18 protein-coding genes are annotated in these 16,043 nt (G+C 43.9%); 16 read left to right on the forward strand and 2 right to left on the reverse strand.

What is annotated here, in order from left to right; genetic code table 11:
* The first annotated feature begins 81 nt into the window (after positions 1 to 81).
* The 6 genes from CHH58_RS10015 (at position 82) to CHH58_RS10040 (ending at position 4,858) form a co-directional block, all read left to right on the forward strand.
* A complete protein-coding gene (locus CHH58_RS10015) occupies positions 82 to 1,149 on the forward strand; it encodes an AimR family lysis-lysogeny pheromone receptor (RefSeq protein WP_095228092.1) in 1,068 nt (355 codons plus the stop codon).
* Positions 1,150 to 1,362: 213 nt separating this feature from the next.
* Positions 1,363 to 1,632 (forward strand): sporulation transcriptional regulator SpoIIID, encoded by a 270-nt coding sequence (spoIIID, locus tag CHH58_RS10020; protein WP_038564118.1) that lies wholly within the window; start codon positions 1,363 to 1,365, stop codon positions 1,630 to 1,632.
* Positions 1,633 to 1,812: 180 nt separating this feature from the next.
* Complete coding sequence (locus CHH58_RS10025; protein WP_095228156.1) at positions 1,813 to 2,814, forward strand: rod shape-determining protein; 1,002 nt, start codon at positions 1,813 to 1,815, stop codon at positions 2,812 to 2,814.
* Between the two features lie 131 nt (positions 2,815 to 2,945).
* Entirely contained in the window at positions 2,946 to 3,764 is an 819-nt protein-coding gene (locus tag CHH58_RS10030; RefSeq protein ID WP_095228094.1) for a flagellar hook-basal body protein, read from the forward strand.
* A 12-nt stretch (positions 3,765 to 3,776) separates the two neighbouring features.
* Complete coding sequence (locus tag CHH58_RS10035) at positions 3,777 to 4,574, forward strand: flagellar hook-basal body protein (RefSeq protein WP_095228095.1); 798 nt, start codon at positions 3,777 to 3,779, stop codon at positions 4,572 to 4,574.
* 20 nt (positions 4,575 to 4,594) lie between these two features.
* The gene (locus CHH58_RS10040; RefSeq protein ID WP_095219355.1) at positions 4,595 to 4,858 is read left to right on the forward strand and encodes a DNA-directed RNA polymerase subunit beta; all 264 of its coding nucleotides are present in this window, start codon (positions 4,595 to 4,597) and stop codon (positions 4,856 to 4,858) included.
* A gap of 34 nt (positions 4,859 to 4,892) precedes the next feature.
* On the opposite strand, the gene CHH58_RS18185 is transcribed toward CHH58_RS10040, so the two are convergent.
* A complete protein-coding gene (locus CHH58_RS18185; RefSeq protein WP_123921910.1) occupies positions 4,893 to 5,051 on the reverse strand; it encodes a lmo0937 family membrane protein in 159 nt (52 codons plus the stop codon).
* A gap of 122 nt (positions 5,052 to 5,173) precedes the next feature.
* Here CHH58_RS18185 and fabZ point away from each other — a divergent pair, with 122 nt between their 5' ends.
* The 9 genes from fabZ to CHH58_RS10085 all read left to right on the forward strand — a co-directional run bounded on the left by fabZ (position 5,174) and on the right by CHH58_RS10085 (position 14,416).
* Entirely contained in the window at positions 5,174 to 5,596 is a 423-nt protein-coding gene (gene fabZ, locus CHH58_RS10045; protein ID WP_095220913.1) for a 3-hydroxyacyl-ACP dehydratase FabZ, read from the forward strand.
* Positions 5,597 to 5,712: 116 nt separating this feature from the next.
* Positions 5,713 to 6,198, forward strand: coding sequence for a competence protein ComK (locus CHH58_RS10050; RefSeq protein WP_170937585.1), 486 nt, complete (start codon positions 5,713 to 5,715; stop codon positions 6,196 to 6,198).
* An 88-nt stretch (positions 6,199 to 6,286) separates the two neighbouring features.
* Positions 6,287 to 6,913, forward strand: a complete 627-nt coding sequence (locus CHH58_RS10055) for a hypothetical protein (protein WP_095262452.1) — start codon at positions 6,287 to 6,289, stop codon at positions 6,911 to 6,913.
* A gap of 192 nt (positions 6,914 to 7,105) precedes the next feature.
* Positions 7,106 to 8,224 carry an acyltransferase gene (locus CHH58_RS10060; RefSeq protein ID WP_170937586.1) on the forward strand — a complete coding sequence of 373 codons (1,119 nt, stop codon included), beginning with the start codon at positions 7,106 to 7,108 and terminating at the stop codon, positions 8,222 to 8,224.
* A 102-nt stretch (positions 8,225 to 8,326) separates the two neighbouring features.
* A complete protein-coding gene (locus tag CHH58_RS10065; protein ID WP_095262454.1) occupies positions 8,327 to 9,001 on the forward strand; it encodes a hypothetical protein in 675 nt (224 codons plus the stop codon).
* A gap of 13 nt (positions 9,002 to 9,014) precedes the next feature.
* The gene (locus tag CHH58_RS10070; protein ID WP_095262455.1) at positions 9,015 to 10,259 is read left to right on the forward strand and encodes an efflux RND transporter periplasmic adaptor subunit; all 1,245 of its coding nucleotides are present in this window, start codon (positions 9,015 to 9,017) and stop codon (positions 10,257 to 10,259) included.
* Between the two features lie 97 nt (positions 10,260 to 10,356).
* Positions 10,357 to 11,445: a glycosyltransferase gene (locus tag CHH58_RS10075; RefSeq protein WP_095262456.1), complete on the forward strand. Its 1,089-nt coding sequence runs from the start codon at positions 10,357 to 10,359 to the stop codon at positions 11,443 to 11,445.
* Positions 11,446 to 11,624: 179 nt separating this feature from the next.
* Positions 11,625 to 14,024 carry a cell wall-binding repeat-containing protein gene (locus CHH58_RS10080; protein WP_095262457.1) on the forward strand — a complete coding sequence of 800 codons (2,400 nt, stop codon included), beginning with the start codon at positions 11,625 to 11,627 and terminating at the stop codon, positions 14,022 to 14,024.
* 113 nt (positions 14,025 to 14,137) lie between these two features.
* Complete coding sequence (locus tag CHH58_RS10085) at positions 14,138 to 14,416, forward strand: AbrB/MazE/SpoVT family DNA-binding domain-containing protein (RefSeq protein ID WP_095228114.1); 279 nt, start codon at positions 14,138 to 14,140, stop codon at positions 14,414 to 14,416.
* A 43-nt stretch (positions 14,417 to 14,459) separates the two neighbouring features.
* On the opposite strand, the gene CHH58_RS10090 is transcribed toward CHH58_RS10085, so the two are convergent.
* Positions 14,460 to 15,230: an SDR family NAD(P)-dependent oxidoreductase gene (locus CHH58_RS10090; protein ID WP_095232286.1), complete on the reverse strand. Its 771-nt coding sequence runs from the start codon at positions 15,228 to 15,230 to the stop codon at positions 14,460 to 14,462.
* Between the two features lie 190 nt (positions 15,231 to 15,420).
* Between CHH58_RS10090 and CHH58_RS10095 the strand changes: the two genes are divergently transcribed.
* Complete coding sequence (locus CHH58_RS10095) at positions 15,421 to 16,035, forward strand: TetR/AcrR family transcriptional regulator (protein WP_095228118.1); 615 nt, start codon at positions 15,421 to 15,423, stop codon at positions 16,033 to 16,035.
* Positions 16,036 to 16,043 lie beyond the last annotated feature (8 nt).

The raw sequence follows: 16,043 nt of genomic DNA on the forward strand, positions 1-16,043 counted from the left end.
TGGTGCAAAACACAAAATGAAAGTCGAAGTCAAGTGATTATATGGAGGTAAGATTGGGAAATGTGAGAGGAGAAAGGAAAGTTGAATCAATCAAGTTTGCGTAAGGAAGCGACTGACTTGGGCAAGCTCTCAGTAGCATCAGGACGAATGAAAGATCTTTGGTCATTCACTCAGCTTGTGGAGACAAGTCATGATGTAAAGCAGGTTGTAGACCTGACAGCTAGTTTCTGTGTGCATTCCGCATCTGCCGATGTTCAGCTGGCAGGGATGGATTTCCTTGGGATGAATCACTACGAAGAAGAGCTTCGGCAGCTGATCCAGAAGAATAAGCAATCATTGCACCAGCGAAATAGATCGTATGCTTATTTATATGAATTAATAATCCAATACCAGGTGTACAAGCTGCCAGGTGACGAGTTTGAAAGGCAGATCAGCCGCCATCAAGCTGATTTTCCGGAGGCGAAGGCCTTGGTTCTGTTCGGCAGGATCTACCAGCATTTTCAATGCCACGATTATCATGCTATCGGCTACTATCTGGATGAATTACAGGAAACGATTTTACTAATCAAAGACTATTTCCTGCGTATCATGATGAATGTCCGGATGGACAAGCTGCTGTTCCAGTACCACTGGAAACGGAACGAATTAATCATTGCCAGAAAACATAGCAGAAACATTCTCCAACATACATATCTGCCAGGCCAGCGTGCTGTACAGCATTATAAAATGGGTTTGACCTTCCTTTTCGATGATAAGATTGCAAGCTTTTCTCATCTTGCTGAAGGAAGCAAGATGGCAAAACAATATAACATTACATGTCTTGCACAATTGCTCGACCGGCAAGTTCTGCCAATTGTAGCTGGCCACTTTGGTATTCTGCATTCGTATCTAACAGATGATCCACTTGCCCTTGCCTATATCGAGTTTCAGCTTGGCGAGGTAGAAAGTGCAAGAAAGCGCTATCCTAAGTGGGAACCTGAAAAACAAACAGCATTTTATAAATACTTCTATGGACTCATCCACCAGAATAAGGATTATCTGGTATCATCCTATCACCTATTCATCCGCAGACATAAAGACTTCTATTTTTCCCGTTTACCTATGCATGCCATTCAAAAAATAGATAACCGCAGACCTTCCACCAGCTGAGAGGGTCTTTTTTATGGAATAAAACAGCTCTGCAACTAATAAGATGTTACAAACCCAAGCAAGTGTTTGAAGGGAACGAGTGTGAAGCGCTTAACGCCGCAGATGCCCAATCATCTATGACTTGCAGAAGAAAAATACATATTCGAATTACTTCATCGCTTCTCATCTTGTCTCATGAACATCAAGAACCGTCAACTTAAGGAGGCATGGGCTGTGCATGATTATATCAAGGAGCGCACGGTGCGCATAGGTAAGCACATTGTGGAGACGAAAAAGACAGTTCGCGTGATTGCAAAGGAATTTGGTGTATCCAAGAGTACCGTGCATAAAGATCTGACAGAAAGACTGCCGGAAATCAATCCGGATTTAGCCAATGAAGTGAAGGAGATCCTTGATTACCACAAAGCTATCCGCCATCTGAGGGGCGGGGAAGCAACTAAACTCAAGTATAAGCTGGAAACGAACACGGACGCTCCTGCCTAAAATCCAACTTTCATCCTGTAAAGGTACATCCAATCCCTTTCCAATATTCCTACTTTTATCCTTATTTTCTTTCATAATTTGCTACTATTCTCCATGTTTTGTGCTACACTATAAGATAAGTAGCATTATGTTCTCGAACGGATGCGACATAGTTTCTATCTTTACAGGGAGGATCTGAGGATATTGGCACGAGATATAGGAATTGACCTCGGTACGGCAAACGTACTAATACATGTAAAAGGAAAAGGAATTGTTCTGAATGAACCATCCGTTGTCGCGATGGACAGAATTACAGGAAATGTACTAGAAGTCGGGGAAGAAGCACGACGCATGGTAGGCAGAACACCTGGAAATATTGAGGCGATTCGTCCGTTGAAGGACGGCGTAATCGCTGACTTTGATGTAACAGAAGCGATGCTCCGCTATTTCATCAACAAGATCAATGTAAAAGGTTTTCTATCCAAACCGCGCATGCTGATTTGCTGCCCAACGAACATTACAAAAGTTGAACAAAAAGCAATCAGGGAAGCGGCGGAAAAATCCGGCGGTAAGAAAGTATACTTGGAAGAAGAACCAAAAATCGCTGCTATTGGTGCAGGAATGGAAATTTTCCAGCCTAGCGGTAATATGGTTGTCGATATCGGCGGCGGCACAACAGATGTTGCTGTTCTTTCCATGGGTGACATCGTTACAGCACAGTCCATTCGGATGGCTGGAGATAAGTTTGATGCAGAAATCCTGCAGTATATCAAACGTAAATATAAGCTATTGATCGGTGAACGCACAGCCGAGAATATCAAAATTGAAATTGCAACAGTGTTCGAAGGCGCGCGTCAGGAATCAATTGATATCCGCGGCCGGGATATGGTAAGCGGTCTTCCGCGTACGATCACTGTTTATTCGGAAGAAATAGAAGAAGCACTGCGTGAGTCGGTTGCCATGATTGTACAAGCGGCGCGTACGGTACTGGAACAGACACCTCCTGAGCTGTCTGCAGACATCATTGACCGCGGTATCATCCTTACTGGAGGCGGAGCACTGCTTCACGGTATCGACCAGCTGCTTGCTGAACAATTGAAGGTTCCTGTATTCATTGCAGAAGATCCGATGGATTGTGTAGCAAAAGGTACTGGTATCATGCTTGAAAACATCGATAAACTGGAAAAACGAAAAGTAGTATGATAATTTGACCTCTTCTGTATACTTTGACCTCTTCTGTATACGGAAGAGGTTCAATTCGTTTAGGATTCTGCCGATATAATAGATAGAAACCAAAAACAGTGGCATCTAACTGCCTTAGGAGGACCGAAACATTGCTAAAAGGATTATATACAGCTGCATCCGGTATGCTCGCCCAGCAGCGCAGACAGGAAGTGCTGTCTAATAACTTAGCTAATGCGAATACGAATGGATACAAAGCAGATCAAGGGCAGCTGCGGGCATTTCCGGAGATGCTTCTGAAATCGATGGAGAGCAAGCAGACATCAGCGGACAACTCCCGTTATGTTACGACTTCCAAGGAAATCGGCAGTATCAATTCCGGCGTATATGTGCAAGAGACGATTCCGAACTTTGTTCAAGGAGATTTACGTGAAACAGGTATCAGTACAGATACAGCTTTGGTGGACGGTACGTATCCGGATGAAAATGGCTCTGTATTTTTCAATCTGCAGACAGCAGATGGCGAAGCGTATACTCGAAACGGTAATTTTACAGTCGATGAAGAAGGTTTTCTAACGAATGATCAAGGCAGCTATATACTAGATACGACAGGCAACCCAATTCAGACGAACAATCAGACGTATACAATGGCAGCAGATGGTTCTATGCAATTTAACGACGGCAGGAACATCCAGCTTGGACTGACATATGTCCAGGATGCAAATCTGCTGGACAAGCAGGGTGAAAACGTTTATACCGCAAGTGAGGAAGCCCAGACAGCAGATGCCCGAGCGACGGCTGGCGTGACGTACAATATCGTCCAGGGAGCAGTAGAAGGCTCGAATGTCGACTTGCAGCAGACAATGGCAGACATGATGCAGGCATACCGGACGTTCGAAACGAACCAAAAAGTATTGACAGCATATGATGAAAGCCTTGGAAAAGCAGTCAATGAAGTCGGGAAGCTGTAAAGGAGGAGTAAAATGAGCAGGATGATGACACAGGCTGCCGTAACAATGGGGCAGCTGCAGCAGCGATTGGATTTAATCGCAAATAATATGGCGAATACAAATACATCAGGTTATAAAGCGCAGACCTCTAATTTCTCTTCCTTGCTTTATCAGCAGATGAACAACCCGCCGAATGATGAGGCGAATGCAACAAGCCGGAGCACGAGTGACGGCATCCGGATCGGGTCAGGAGCATACATGAGCAGTACGAACCCGCTCATGACGATGGGAACTATCCAGACGACTGACCGCAATCTTGATGCAGCACTTGTCAACGACAACCAATACTTTACGATTACAGGCGATGATGGACAGCAACGCTATACACGATCTGGAAATTTCTATCTCCAGCCGCAGCAGGATGGGACAGTAGCTTTGACAACCGCAGATGGAGATTTGGTGAATGGTGTCGATGGACCTATTGCATTACAGTCGGATTTTGATAGTATTACAATCAATGACCGCGGAGAAATCGTTGTTGAACGTAATGGAGAAAATGCTGTGGAAGCGAACCTTCAGATCACAGCTATCGATAATCCACGCGTTCTGACACGTACAGGTGATACTGCCTTTGAACTGGCTGATCCTGCTCTTGCCCAATTGCTGGGTGCAGGAGACGTTGAACTGCAGGCAGGCAGCCTGGAAGGCTCGAACGTTGATCTTAGTGAACAGATGACTGCAATGGTGAATACACAGCGCGCTTATCAGTTCAATGCACGCTCGATTTCCATGAGTGATCAGATGAGCGGACTCATTAACCAGATTAGATAAGAATAAGGAGCCAGAACGCTATGTCGAGTAATGCATCCAAACTCCAGACAAAAGAACAACATGATAAACAGAAGCAGGCTGAAGGAGAAAAGGCACCGAAAAAACAGCGGAGAAGATTGTTTCCAATATGGCTCCGTCTGCTTGTTGTACCGATTATCCTGATCATCTTCCTGCTGCTAGGTTTGCTCTTCGGGTATGGTGTACTAGGAGATGGCAATGCACTGGACGTCCTCAAACGAGATACATGGACACATATTTATGACTTGGTAAACCAAAAGTCATAAAAAAGCTGGCTCCGGATTCCGGAACCAGCTTTTTCTATTTCCTGCCCCTGCTCTTTCTGATTGCATAAATAACGAACATGATCACAGCAATGATAAGGAAAATGTGAATGACCCCTCCGAGAATATTGAAAATGACACCAATGAGCCAGAATGCGACTACGATGATGCCGATCCATAATAAAAGATTAAGCAATTGGCTTCCCTCCCAGCAATTTTATGGAACAATACCCTTAACGCCAAACACGTTAAACATGCAAGCCTCATTTTTGGTATAATACGTTAGGAAAGACAACCATTCAGGAGGCTCACCATATTATGTATGATGTTCAACAAATCAAAGAAATAATCCCGCATCGCTATCCTTTCTTGCTTGTGGATCAAATAACTGAAATCGAAGAAGGCAAACGCGCTGTCGGAAAGAAGAATGTAACAATCAATGAACCATTCTTCCAAGGACATTTCCCAGATTATCCGGTAATGCCAGGTGTCTTGATCCTTGAGGCTCTTGCACAGACAGGTGCATTTGCGATGCTGATGAAAGAAGAAAACAAAGGAAAAATCGGCTTCCTTGCCGGTGTTGATAAATGCCGCTTCAAACGTCAGGTAAAACCAGGTGACACATTGAAGCTGGAAGTAGAGATTGTCCGCTTGAAGGGACCAATCGGTAAAGGCAAAGCAACAGCAACTGTTGATGGAGAGCTTGCTTGCGAAGCGGAAATCACTTTTGCAATTAAATAAGAGGGCGAAGCATTATGCTTCGTCCTTTTTTACTATTTTTTACATCTCCTTTACATATTGGAGCGGCTGTTTATAGTAATATAGTCTTGTATCAGTCAATATTGGAGGGGGAAATTATGCAAATAGAAAAAAAGGAACAGTACATCATTACCCGCAATACTATTGCTGTGTTTCGTTTGCACGATCCAGTGTATCAATCCCGTGTTCTTGAAGCCGATAAAGAAATATTAGTGGAACAATCACCTCTTTCGATCATTGATCATAGCTGCATGCAGTACGGATCCTCTTATGAGGGCAGGGTACATGCAATTGGCAGACTTCTGCGGACGGACAAGAAGGTACCTATTCCAGTGCATCCGGCTCATGGCGTTTTTATGCTCCCAACTTCCTCACCTACGAACACCAATTGCGTCTGGCTGTCCTTCTATCATATTCAATCCTATAAAGAAACGAAAAGCCGCACCCAAGTCAGCTTCTATAATGGTACTGCACTGTTTGTGGAAACATCTGAACGTTCCTTCGACCAGCAGTATAAAAGGACAGGGACTGTTATCGCCTTACTCAATAATGAACATTTCTTCATGGGGCAAAGCTTATCCTGAAACTATCAATCACTTCTTCTGCCGAAGCTGTTATGTTATCATGTAAACTATAATTACTAGCTTTGGAGTGGAGGAGGAAACCTGTCTTATGCGCGACACATACACCGGAGCCGATCTTCTGGAGCAGCTGCTGCTTCATAAAGACCAGCTTCTAACATCAATCAGACGGGAGGATATCGCCCTCGATGCGTTTTTACGCCAAGAAGCGAGACGGCCTGATCACAATCCAGTATTTCGATATGTACTGAAGCACTACATAGGTTTGGTCAATCCTAATCTGACAGAGGCATTCGAACATACCTTTTTCCGTCTGTTTCAGGAAGCCGCTCGTCAGCCGGACAAGCTGAAAATTGTTGGATTGACAGCAGCGTTATATGAAGTGAGAAACCGCCGGGGCAACCCTTCGATGCAATTTCCCCTCGTTACACATATGCTGCATCTACTGAATGTGCATTATCCGATATATGATCCGGCTAGAATTGCATTCCTCGGTTTGCCGTCTGCCAATCACCTAATCGGATTCGATAAGAAAATGACGCGTTATATCGAACAATACGGTCAGCTTTTTGAATTTTATCAATCGATTTTGCGAGACAGTCGTTTTGAGGCACTGGCTACTGCATTTGATGCGCATTTCAAAGGTTCTGGCTACGAGCGTCCGAGTGATGCCAAGAAGTTAGATTTACTTGTGCAGGCATTTAGCCAAACCATTTAAGCACTTACCAAGGTAAGTGCTTTTTTTGTGGGAAAAATTAGGACTAAATGGATAGAGTTTGTAATCATATTGCGCTCAGATTGTGTTGTCATTACAGTTCTGTTAAAAGTATTGCGGCACCCTGATCACAGGGTATATAAAGAGAAAAAGACGGATAGAATTTCTTAGAACAAAGAAAGCAGGTAGATGCACATGACGAGAAATTACTCCATTGATTTCTTCAAATGCCTAGCGATCTTCGGCGTCGTTTGTATTCATACACACACATTCCGAGACACGGCTGTTCCATTCGGAAACGGAGAAACCTGGGCATTCATCATCGATACAATCGCGCGCTTCTCAGTACCATTCTTCTTTGCAGCATCTGGCTATCTATTCGCCATGAAGCTGCAGCGAACAGATGATACATTCGCATACTTCAAACGATATACTGGTAAGCTGATCAGCTTGCTTGCAGCCTGGTTTGCTTTTTATTGGGTATATGATTTAATAAAAATGCTTTCTACTTCTAACGGAACCATGAGTGAGCAAAAAGCTGAGCTGACTGCTTACTTTCAAGATACCTTCCAATGGCGTACATTATTGGATGGGATATCGTATACGCAATTTCAGCTTTGGTTTATGTTTGCTTTGATTTTCTCGATCATCATCATTTATGCTGCTTACAGATTACGTCTAATGAAGCTTACATTACTAGTAGGTCTTGTGCTTAATCTGATTGGTCTCCTGGGACAATCTTACGGAGCACTCTTCCATGTTACGATGGAGGAGACAACAAGAAACGGAATTTACTTCGGTTTATTCTATACAGCATTAGGAGCTTGTTTTGGTTTATATGAAAAACAGATAGTTCATGCAGCGCAAGCAATCCGTGTAAGGACGATCGGTACAATAGTTGCTGTTGGCTTTGCACTGCAGCTGATGGAGCGTTCTATCCTCTATTACGGGCTGGATTTGCCGCAGGGAGAGTATCTCATCAGTACTATTCCTTTGACGATATTCCTTCTTCTGTTCACCTTGAAAGCACGTAACATCGGAAAGCATCGTTACGTTAGCATCATCGCTAAGAATGTAGTGGGTATCTACTTAATTCATACATTATGGCGCAGTATCTTGGACCAAGCACTCGATCAATCAGCTGTGACGCATACGTTTGTCTGGGGTCTGCTTTATGCACCTATTCTGTATATGCTATCTCTGCTTTCATATGTAGGCTTACAATATTTAAAAGACAAACTCAGCAACCCGGTTGTGCCAAAACGGACGAAGCATCGTACTGCACTTCGCCCAAGCAACAGCCTTATCAAATAGACTGGCATTTTACCAGTCTATTTTTTTATTGTAAATATATGTGCAAATTTTGAAAAATTACGGTAATCTTTTACTATATACATAGAAGAAGGATGGCAAAACATGACATATCATACGAATCCTTTCCGTCTCTTGACTAACCCGAAGGAGACATTATTTAAACTGCGGGAAGCGGAGCAGCTGCGTGGCCATTGGCTATGGACTGTCTTGATCCTGCTCGGTTTCTGTCTCGTCTATGCTGCACTAGGATGGGTTGGTGTCGGGACAGAGACGCTGAATCAATTGAATGCAGTGTACATAGGTTCTGATTACGAATACGCGAAGTTTTGGTTCATCATCGGACGTCTCGTCTGGGGACTCGCACTCGGACTTCTCATCATCTTTGTTGTGTCTCTCGTATTTTATCTGTTTTATGAAATTCCTTACCAGAAACTAGTTGTGCTCCAGTTAAGTGTTGGGGTTGTTTTTCTGCTGGAAGCTCTATCCTGGATGCTTCTATTGCTAGCAGCGGGCTTGGAATGGGATCGATCGCCGTTTTCACTTGGAGTAATTGCCGATCTGTTTACAGACAGACCCTGGGTTATCAGCTTGTTTGGTGCAGTATCATTGTTCCAGCTGTTCATCCTGTATTTCCAAACCAGATGCCTGCTTGTACTGTTCCCAGCAAAACGATGGCATGTATGGGCTGTTGTCGGTATGATCTATCTCTGTTACATTCTTTTGCTGACACTGCTTGGCGGAATTGGGAATAAGATTGTTGCATTCATCTTCGCATAGGAGGACTTGAAGGATGATGAAAAAGCTAATACTAACATTAGGAATCGTCCTTGTACTGGTTAACATTGCTATCCTGTTTTTGGATGATGATGGCCGAGTAGGCAGGACAAATTTTATACATAAGTGGGAGCAGGTAAAAGCGCAGGATGTAAAAGAGACGTTATCTGTCCCAGGTGTACTAAGCTCTGCACATGAAGTGCCAGTCTATTTGGAGTCAGAATCAGGATCTGTGTCGAAAATGCTTGTAGAGCCTGGCGATACAGTAGAAGAGGGAGCTGACCTTTTCACTTACCGAGTAGCTGATTATGCGAAAACATATCGTGAACTAACTGCTAGCATTACCTCGCTGGATGAAAAGGTGATGGCAGTCGAGCAGGCAATTTCAGAAGCAGGTGAGTCTGATTTTGCGGCCGCCGCATTTTCAAATGATGTGAATGTTATAGAAACAATAGACGGATCTGAGAACGAAGAAGATACGGAAGCAGCTAGTGAAGCACTGCAGCAGGCAACGGAAGAACAGACTGCCCAGCTGCAGGAGCAATACCGCATCAGTTTGGAGAAAGAGCTTGCCGAGAAGAATGCGGAGCTGACTGCAGCAGAAGAACAGCTGGCAGGTTTGGAGGAGACAGGTGAATATGTGACTGTCACGAGTCCAGCGGCAGGCACTGTTAAATCCATCGATGAATCTGGGAATAAGCCTGTTATTACCTTACAGAGCAGTGAACTCGTCATTACCGGAGAACTGACCGAAGCAGAGCGGAAAAAGGTGCAGAATGCTATGACGATTGAAGCGAAGCTTGATGATGGACCTGTTTTGGAAGGAGAAATCACGGAGTTGGCTGAACAACCAGCTGCTACGAATGGTAAGGAAAGTAAGTATCAGTTTGAAGCATCATATCTTGCAGAAGATGAACAAGCCGATAAGCTTTTAGCTGGCTATCATTTAGATACTGATATCTTACTTGCTTATGCCAGTCAAGCTCCTACAGTTAAACCAGCGCAGGTGGAAGACAATCAAGTTTGGAAAATGGCAAATGGTCAACTGTTCACCGCCAAAGTGGATACTGGGGCGCAGAACGGTAAACAGGCAGCTATCACATCGGGTCTGGAGGCGGGAGCATTCATTCCGGATAAACAAGGTGATTATTACCAAAACGAACCTTTCGTTACGCCGTGGAAAGCCCAGCAAATGAATTGGTCGTCTTGGAGTGATTCCTTCACAAGCTATGAATTCCTGCTCGGTCTGCTTGATCATTGATTGTAAATTGTTTCTAAAGAAGTAGACGATCCTACTGCAAGCCTTATCGAATAAGCGTACAATTTGTTTACAATTAAGTACGTAAGGGGCACATTGTATGAAAGTTCATTTGATTGCAAATATGTATCCAAGCAAGCAGCATCCCAATTATGGGGTGTTTGTCGAAAATACGGAGAAGATCCTTGCACAATCGGGGGTGAAATTCGACCGTACTGTCGTCACAAAACAATCGAGCTCCATCGGGAAGCTGATTGCTTATGCTAGTCACTTTATCAAAGTAATCGGAAAATCAGTATTCCGGAAATACGATGTCACCTATGTGCATTATGCAACGCATAATTCGATACCGGTGCTGATTGCCAAGAAATTGAATAAGAATATGATTGTTTACACAAACGTGCACGGCAGTGATGTTGTGCCAGAGTTTCAAAAACGTCAGAAATACCAGCCTTATGTGAAGCGGCTGTTAGAAGTATCTGAAACTGTTATTACACCGAGTTCTTATTATAAGCAACTTGTGCAGCAGAAATACGGTTTGACGAATCGGATTGAGATTTTTCCTTCCGGAGGTATCAACAAAGATACCTTTTATGAGAAGGAAACAAAGCTCGCTTGCCAAGAGCTGGAGATTAATGCAGCATATAGCTATATCGGATTTGTTGGTCGAATTGATAGAGGAAAAGGCTGGGATATCTATCTGAAGGCAGCCAAGCTGCTGAAGGAACAGGGAAAACTGGAAAACCATAAGCTATTGTTCATCGGTGATGGACTGGAAAAAGAAAACTTCAATAAAATGGTGGACGATTATGGTTTACGGGAAGATCTCGTACATTTCCCACTTCTGTCCCAGCAAAAGCTGAACAGTGTATACAATAGTATGACCGTGTTCTGTTTCCCGACAATGCGAGAAGGAGAAAGCCTTGGCCTTGTTGGTCTAGAAGCTATGGCATGCGGAACACCTGTTATCGGCAGCCGGATGGCAGGACTGTTAGACTACATGAAATACGGCAGGAATGGCTTTCTTTTTGAACCAGGATCAGCTGAGGAGCTGGCTGGATGCATTACTACTTATATGGAGCTGCCAGAAGCAGCGAAGCTGTCGATGCAGGAAGAGGCAAAACAGACGGCAGCAGCTTATGAAGTGGAAGCAATTAAGCCTCGTCTATCAAAAATATTCTCTGTATAAAGTCCAACTGCGGTTGGGCTTTTTTTATTAAGCGATTGTAAAATCGAGTTTTGCAATGTTAAGTTTCTTCCGAGTGTCTAGTAAAATCCACCTACCCTTTTTATAGTTTAAAAGAGGCAATACAAAATTCGACATAAGTATATTGTATTGTGAATCTAGTAAAAGGAAGAGGGTAACAGGTGGAAAGAAGCAGAGCGACGTATACACTTGTCTTTTTTGCTGGTCTTTTTCTTGCATGCTTAGCATTCATCCAGCCGGTTAATGTCTATGCGGAATCGAACAGTCATATTTTTTCAGAGGGTGCTGCAACAGTCCAATTGTCAGATGGTAAAACTGTCGAAGTGACGAATAATAATAATGGGGAGATTCGTATTAAAGGAGATTCTGGGACACTTTATGAATCCACGATCCCAGATGCAGATATTGCTTCTGTTCAGGAAACCAAAATGGACAATGCATCATATTTAATTGTAGAGTATCGTACGCATGGAACTGCCCAAGCTCTGCAATTCGACGTTTTGCACGTCACAAGTGAGAAACTGGAACGCATTTATCAATCCGATTTATATGAAGGAGCAAGACTCACTGTAGACGAGGAAGGGGCACAGCTCGAAGTCAGCTACCCGAAAATCGAACAGGATGTACCGCTTGCAGAGCCTGAAGAAGTATATATCGAAGCATTTACAGTAGATCAGCAGCAAGTGACGAAAGAGGATGCGCGGACAGAGCTGACTGCAAGTGCTGCAAAAGCACGCATGTTCCGTGCTAGTGCTACAGGCTATACAAACCCGAGCTATGATACAATCAGCCGTAAGCTGACAGCCGCTGCAGTTAAATACGATGTGCCATCGGAGATTGTTAAATCAATCGCTTTTCGTGAAAGTGGCTGGAAACAGTATTGGACGGGAAGCACACCTTCCTATCAGGCTTCTTGCAGCATTGCGGATGGATCCAATGTCGTGATCGGCTATGACTGTATTGGTATTGGAATCATGCAGGTTTCCGATTATAACCGCAATGACACCGAGGAAATTGAGCGACTGATGCATGATATCGATTATAATATCGATCGCGGGATGCAAATTTTGAAAGACAAATGGAATGAAGCCAACTCGAAAGCTGAATCCTCTTTAGCATATAATTTGATTCCGAAGGTCAACGATGGAAATCCTGATAAATTAGAAAACTGGTATTTTGCCATTCTGGCATATAATGGCCGGTTGGAACGGAATGACCCAATTGCTAATCCGCAAACTGCTTACCAAGAGCTTGTTTATAAGGAGATGGAGAATCAGTCGTTAATAACGACGACACCTTTTCCGACTCATCTTTTAACACCTGGCAGAATTAGCGGAAAACTTGGTTCGTACTTCTCATTCAAGACAAACCAGGTCTCCACACCAGGACCATTGCATGAAAGCACGCAGAATTATAGCAGTGGCAGCACAGTCTACGTTACAGCTGACAAGCTAACGTTGCGCAATAGTCCGAATGGATCTTCTGTCGGTTCCTTGCCGCGAGGAGAGAAGCTGACAATCACTGGCGGCTACACTGCAAATAATTCCAATATGAATCATTATGTTTGGTACCCAGTGCGTACTAGCAGCGGCAAGACTGGTTATGTAGCCAGCGGCTATTTGAGCAAGGCACCTGTTGTCGTACACAATCTTGAAGGGTCCCGCCGTAATGCCACTAGTGCGAGTATCTCCAACTACGGCTGGCATTTGGAATCTCCTGAAGCAGTCGTGCTTGGGAGAAGTGACTTGCCAATCGATGCTTTCACAGGAAGTGTCCTGGCGGCTCAAATGGATTCTCCGCTTCTGTTAACTGATCAGAATAAGTTGGAGCAGGTAACAGTTACGGAGATTGATCGACTGAATCCATCCACCATTTATATTGTCGGGGCAGAACCAGCTATTTCGAAAAATGTCGAGAACGATTTGCGCAAGAAGTTTCCTAATAGCACAATTGAACGGGTAGCCGGCTCCACTCGCTATGCAACAGCTGTAAAAGTAGCAGAGGAAGTAGCTACTGTGGCGAGTAAACCATCAGAAATCTTCCTGGCAGTCGGAGATGAGACATCACCGGATGCGTTGACGATAGGACCTCATGCGGGCATTGAGGGCATCCCTATCTTGCTGACAAGAACAGGGGAACTGCGTGATGAAGTGAAAAACTATATAAAACGCAATAGTATCAAAAAAGTGACGATTATTGGCAGTGAGACAGTTGTGTCCAAACGCGTAGCGGATGCAGTCAAGCAGCTTGGTGCCTCTGTGGAGCGCGTCTACGGAGCTGATCGCTATTCAACGAATGCTGCTGTTATCACGAAGTATTATGGAACCAATCCGGATCAAGTATTCTTTGCAAACGGTCAAACGACTGTAGATAGTCTGTCGGGTGCACCTTTGGCAGCCAAGTATGATGCACCGATCGTTCTTACGAGACCGGATGCTGTCACGAAGCCAACACGAGCTTTCCTGAATAAGATTACCGATCAGCCGGAAATCTTCTATCTCGGTTCGGATGCAGCCATCACGGATCGGACACGCAAGGAATTGGAAGGAATACTTCAGTAGCACAAGAGGGCGCAAACATAATTAGTGTTTGTGCTCTTTTTTACGACAATAATATTTTCAATAATTAGAAATATATAGTATAGTGTTAACATCACAGTAAAGGAGGCGTTTTCATGAAGAGTACCGGGATTACGAGACGGGTCGATCATCTTGGGCGTGTCGTCGTGCCGAAAGAAATTAGAAGAGAGTTCGGCATTGAAGAAAAAGATCCTGTGGAAATTTTTGTCGAAGGTGACAAGATCATCTTCCGAAAGTATCAGCCTGGTTTTACTTGTGCCATAACGGGAGAAATCACGCCGGAAAACAAGCAATATGCAGACAACCTGTACTTAAGTCCGGAAGGTGCCCGCATCCTCTTTGACAAACTAAAAGAAGAATTTAATACCATTTAAAAAAGACGCAGCAGACAGGTTCCTGTCACTCGTCTTTCTTTTTTTACACAGAAGTTGTGCCTTGTCCTCCATCAACACGGTAATAAGAACCGTTGATGAAGCTGGAGCGATTAGAAGCAAGGAAGAGCATCAATCCAGTTACCTCTTCGACTTCTCCATACCGATTCATAGGTGAACTCGCTTCAAAGCCTCGGCGGGCTGTCATCTCATTCCCTTTAGCTGCTTTTGTTTCGATAGCTTCCATCCATTCTGTATCCAAAGATGAAGGGCAAATTGCATTCACTCTTATACCATAGTCTGCGACTTCCAATGCTGCTGTCTTATTGAGGCCGAGCATGGCGTGCTTAGAGGCGACATACGTGCTCATACCGGGCCCGCCCAGTAGGCTGCCGCTGCATGCGGTATTCACGACCACGCCTCTTTTTTGTTTGATCATGGCACGTAAAACATGCTTTAAGCCGAGGAAAGCGCCGACAACATTCACCTGAAGTACTTCCTCCAAGCTCGCAGCAGTTTGTTCTGTAATCGGAACAAAATCACCACTTAATCCTGCCTGGTTGATGAACACATCAATTCTTCCAAATCGGTGAACTGTCTTTTCAACAAATTGTTCTACCTCTGCTTCTTTCGTGACGTCTGCAGGAAGCAATATTTTTTCTGTATCAATAGTTGCCGCAGCCCTTTCCAATGCCTTTTCTGAAAGGTCGATCAATGCAAGCTTGGCGCCTGCTTCTGCAAAAGCTTTGGCTGCAGCTGAACCGATTCCGCCGGCAGCACCAGTGATCAAAACGACCTGTCCTTGGAATTCCTTCACTGTGCGAGCCTCCTTTTTATATGTAGAAGATAATAGCTGAAGATTTTGAGAAGGTTATGTCATAGTAATCTTAGCGCATTGACAATTAGGTAACAATGCTCAATAATCTAGGTAATGTAACCTATTCAACAAATAGATTAAAAGAATGTAAGATGGATATTATTAATGAACAAAAAAGGCGGTTTTGTTGATGAAATTAAGAACGGACCGACGCAGTAAAAGAAGTGTGAAGGCACTTAAGCAGGCATATATCGATTTGATTCTGGAGGAAGAAGATAAGCGGATCAGCATCCAGCAAATAGCCGATCAAGCCGACTATAACCGGGGTACTTTTTACAAGCATTTTGCCGATAAGGAGAGCTTGAAGGAAAGTATCCTTACTGATTTCCTGGATGGCATTGCCATTGCATTGTTAGAACCTTATAAGGAAAGCGCTTATGTCGATTTACAGGAGCAGGCTCCGTCTACGATGCGCATATTCACGCATATCTATGAAGAAAGACGTGTATTACAGGCACTGCGAATTCTTTATCCTGATATAGCTGACAAGATGCAGAGAGTATTCGTTGAATGCTTATCAGGTGATTTTTATATGGAGACAGAAACTCCAAGGATTCCGGTTGATTATGACCTGATGATTCACTTTCAAATGGCTGCTACTGTCGGCTTTATCATGCGCTGGGCAGACTCTAATTTCAAATTTTCCACCTTGCATCTTTCGGAACAATTTACAGAATTAGTTCGGGTACGCCCATATAGACTAGTCAATACAACTGTACAAAAGGAAAACGACTCCCACAATTAAATTGGGAG

Origin of the sequence: Terribacillus saccharophilus (assembly GCF_002272745.1) — a bacterium.
Classification (GTDB): Bacteria; Bacillota; Bacilli; order Bacillales; family Amphibacillaceae; genus Terribacillus; species Terribacillus saccharophilus_B.